Below are 3,371 nucleotides of genomic sequence, written 5' to 3' on the forward strand. Positions count from 1 at the left end.
GCCGCCGCCGCTTCCTCATGCATGATGGGAATATCGCCGAGCGGTTTTTGAGGAGCGTCCTCGGCAAGCGCCGGCGCGGCGAAGAACAGCGCCAGGGCGAGTCCCAGGCCGAGCGACGCGGCGGCCATCAGGCGAACAAATAGCGAGCGCGAATCGTTGGAAAACAGACGGGTCATCATGGCGCCTCGATCACGAGAGAACGCAGAAAAGCGATGATTGTTTCTCGCGTCGCCTTGTCGGACGCCAGATAAGCGTCGCGCGAAGCGCGCCCTTCGCCGCCATGCGCGACGATGATTTCGTCGAGGGTGCGAAAATCGCCGCGGTGGCCGTAAGGCGCCGTCGAGCCGACGCCCCTCAGGCGCGGCGTCAGGAAAACGTCGCGCTCGACGAAGCGCTGCGCCTGCAATTCATTGCCGAGCGCGTTGACCTGCTCGTCGACGATGAGATGTCGCTTCAAGTCGCTCATCAGCGGGATCAGCCACTCGCCCTTGTCGTTCTTCTGCAGGGTCTTGGCGAAGGGCAGCGCAGAGAGGTCGATGACGATCGGTTTCCTGACCTCGCTCGAGCGAAGCGTCCCGGCCATGTCGTAGGGCGCCGGGTCGGTGAAGACCAACGACTTCAAGGGCAGCGTCTTGACGTGGCACGACGGGCAGCCGATCGCGTCGAACGACTTCGCACCTTCCGCCGCCGCGGCGCGCCAGTCATCGGGAAGGTCGGTCTTGACGGTCGGCGGCGGCAGGGTCGCCTGGAAGGCGACGAGGGCGGAGACGTCGCCGGGCGTGATCGCGTCGGGCACGCCGCTCTCGGCGAAGTCGTGCGTTCCCGTCCAGCGGACGCCGAAACGCTCGGACGCCTCCATGCCGTGATGGATGTTGAGCGCGTTGATGGTGAACTGGCGGAGCGAGGTGAACACCCCCTTCCGGCTGAACGGCCGGATGATGAGGTCCGAGTCGACGCCGTCGACAGAGTCGAGGTCTACGATTCCGTCCGGATGCGCCACGATCCAGCCGAAGCGCACGCCTTTGCTGACGAGGTCGGCGCGCACTTCCTTGCCGGACGCGCAGGCCTGTTTCACCGCATCCGCACGGGTCGCCTGGAGGTCGGCGGTCATCTCGCGCACCAGAAGCTCGATCAGCCCGGCACCCATGAGCGCAATGGTGTGACGCTCGCTCGAGAACGAGGGGTCGATGTTGTCGAACTGGGCGCTCTCGAAGCCCTCGGAGACGAAGACGTTCGCGACGTCGTCGCCCGAGCCGCCCTCGATCGGATCGTTGTGGCAGCCGAAACAGGAGTTCGAATCCGGGCCGCTTGTTCGGGTGAACGGCGGATTGACGCCGCTCTTGCGCTTGGTCGGGATGATCGCCTGGGTCGCCTTCGGCCGTCCGGCGCCGTCGACCGTAGTGAACTTGGCCTTGAAGAGTTCGCGGCCCCTTTCGACAAGGGCGGGCAGCGCCGAAGGACCAGCGGCGGCGACCGCGTCGAAGTCGACATGCGTGCCGGGCGCGAAGACGCGCTCGTCCCAACTCCCGCCGAGGGCGGCGCCGGCCGCCAAGAGGCACGCCGCCGCGCCGGTCGCGGCCAAGGCTCCCAGGTTTGGTTTCATGTCCCTTCGCCTCGCCGCTGAGGCGGCGGATTGTTGGCGTTTGTTTGTCACGTTCCGGCTGGCCGCTGCAAGCCCAATCGAACCCCGCCCTCAAAATTCTGAGTTGCGCACCTCAACGCTGATTGCTATGCAAACGCCAAAGAGCTGGGATATGGCAGCAAGCCACCTCTCGCTGAAGGATATTGCTCGGGAGGCTGGAGTGAGCGTCGCGACGCTCGACCGCGTTCTGCACGGGCGCGCGGGCGTGCGCGAGGACACCGCTCGGCGGGTCCGGGAGACGATCGACCGCTATGCGTTTCGACCGTCATCGGCGGCGGCGGATTTGGCACGGCGGCGGACGAGCCGGTTCGCCTTCGTCATGCCGGAGGGGGGCAACGTCTTCATGCAGGCGATCGTCGGCACCGTTGAGGAGATGACCGCATGGCTAAATGCCAGGCGGGCTAGCGCGGAAACGATCAACGTCGACGTTTTCAACCCTGTCGCGCTCGCGGACGCCCTCGAATCCATGGTCGGCCGTTATGAAGGCGTCGCGGTGGTGGCGCTCGACCATCAGAGCGTGCGGGCGGCGATCGACGACCTCGTCGCAGGCGGGACGCATGTCGTGACGCTCGTGTCCGACGTGCCCGGCTCGCGCCGTCACCATTATGTCGGCATCGACAATGTGGCCGCAGGGCGGACAGCGGGTTCGCTGATCGGTCGTTTCGCGTGCGGGCGGAACGGCAAGGTTGGCGTCCTCGCCGGGTCGCAGTCGCTGCGTGACCACGCCGAGCGCGTGTTCGGTTTCAACCAGGTGATCAGCCTGGAATATCCGCTTCTCGCTCCGCTGACTCCGGTTGAGGGCGGAGATCGGGACGATGCGAATGAGGCCCTCACCGCGATGATGCTCGCCGATCATCCTGACTTGATCGGTCTCTACAACGTGGGGGCGGGAACGCCGGGCGTCGTCAAGGCCCTCGCCGACGCCGGCCGAGAGGCGGATGTCGTATTCGTCGCCCATGATCTCACGCCGGTCACGCGGCGCGGCCTGCTGCGCGGCGTTCTGGACGCGGTCATCGTTCAGGACCCAGGGCACGAGGCTCGCTCCGCGATCCGGGTGCTGCTGTCGCTCGCGCGCCGCGAGCCCATTCTTACCGAACAGGAGAAGATTCGGGTCGAAATCGTGATGCGGGACAACCTGCCGTGAGTGCGGTCGGGCGAGCCGAGGCCTCCTGTGGAACCGCATCCGAAGGTTGCGCTCGCGCGGCGTCAAAGGCTAGTGTCGTGGTCCCGCACGATCGCCCGGTGAGATAGCGATCCAAGAGCTTGTAACCGGTCCGCGAGAGGAATCCGAACGTCGGTCCTCGAAGGGGCCTCTAGTGGAGGAAAGAAATGAAAGTTGCATACAAGTTGGCGGTCGGGGCGGCCTTGCTCGCTTCCGCGAGCGTGATGTCCTTCGCCGCGTCGGCGAAGGACATCACGGTCGGCGTCTCCTGGTCGAACTTCCAGGAAGAGCGCTGGAAGACCGACGAGAAGGCGATCAAAGAGGTTCTCGACAAGGCCGGGGCGAAATACATTTCGGCCGACGCACAGGCCTCGCCCGCTAAGCAACTCACCGACGTCGAAAGCCTGATCGCCAAGGGCGCGGACGTGCTCCTGATCCTGGCGATGGACAACAAAGCGATCCTGCCGGCGGTCAAGAAGGCGACCGATGAAGGCATTCCGGTCATCGCCTATGACCGCCTGATCGAGAGCCCGAACGTGCTCTACATCACTTTCGACAACGTCGGCG

The 3,371-nt window shown here is 65.4% G+C and carries 3 protein-coding genes; 2 read left to right on the forward strand and 1 reads right to left on the reverse strand.

The genetic code is table 11. The features are described from left to right. Positions 1 to 175 precede the first annotated feature (175 nt). Entirely contained in the window at positions 176 to 1,603 is a 1,428-nt protein-coding gene (locus tag ACLP25_RS17920) for a di-heme oxidoredictase family protein (RefSeq protein ID WP_442470530.1), read from the reverse strand. A 151-nt stretch (positions 1,604 to 1,754) separates the two neighbouring features. On the opposite strand from ACLP25_RS17920, the gene ACLP25_RS17925 reads away from it, so the two are divergent. Next, complete coding sequence (locus ACLP25_RS17925; RefSeq protein ID WP_442470531.1) at positions 1,755 to 2,786, forward strand: LacI family DNA-binding transcriptional regulator; 1,032 nt, start codon at positions 1,755 to 1,757, stop codon at positions 2,784 to 2,786. A 185-nt stretch (positions 2,787 to 2,971) separates the two neighbouring features. Then, positions 2,972 to 3,371 (forward strand): substrate-binding domain-containing protein (locus ACLP25_RS17930; protein ID WP_442470532.1); only part of this gene is annotated, 400 nt, incomplete at its 3' end.

This window comes from Roseiarcus sp. (genome assembly GCF_052145395.1).
GTDB lineage: Bacteria > Pseudomonadota > Alphaproteobacteria > Rhizobiales > Beijerinckiaceae > Roseiarcus.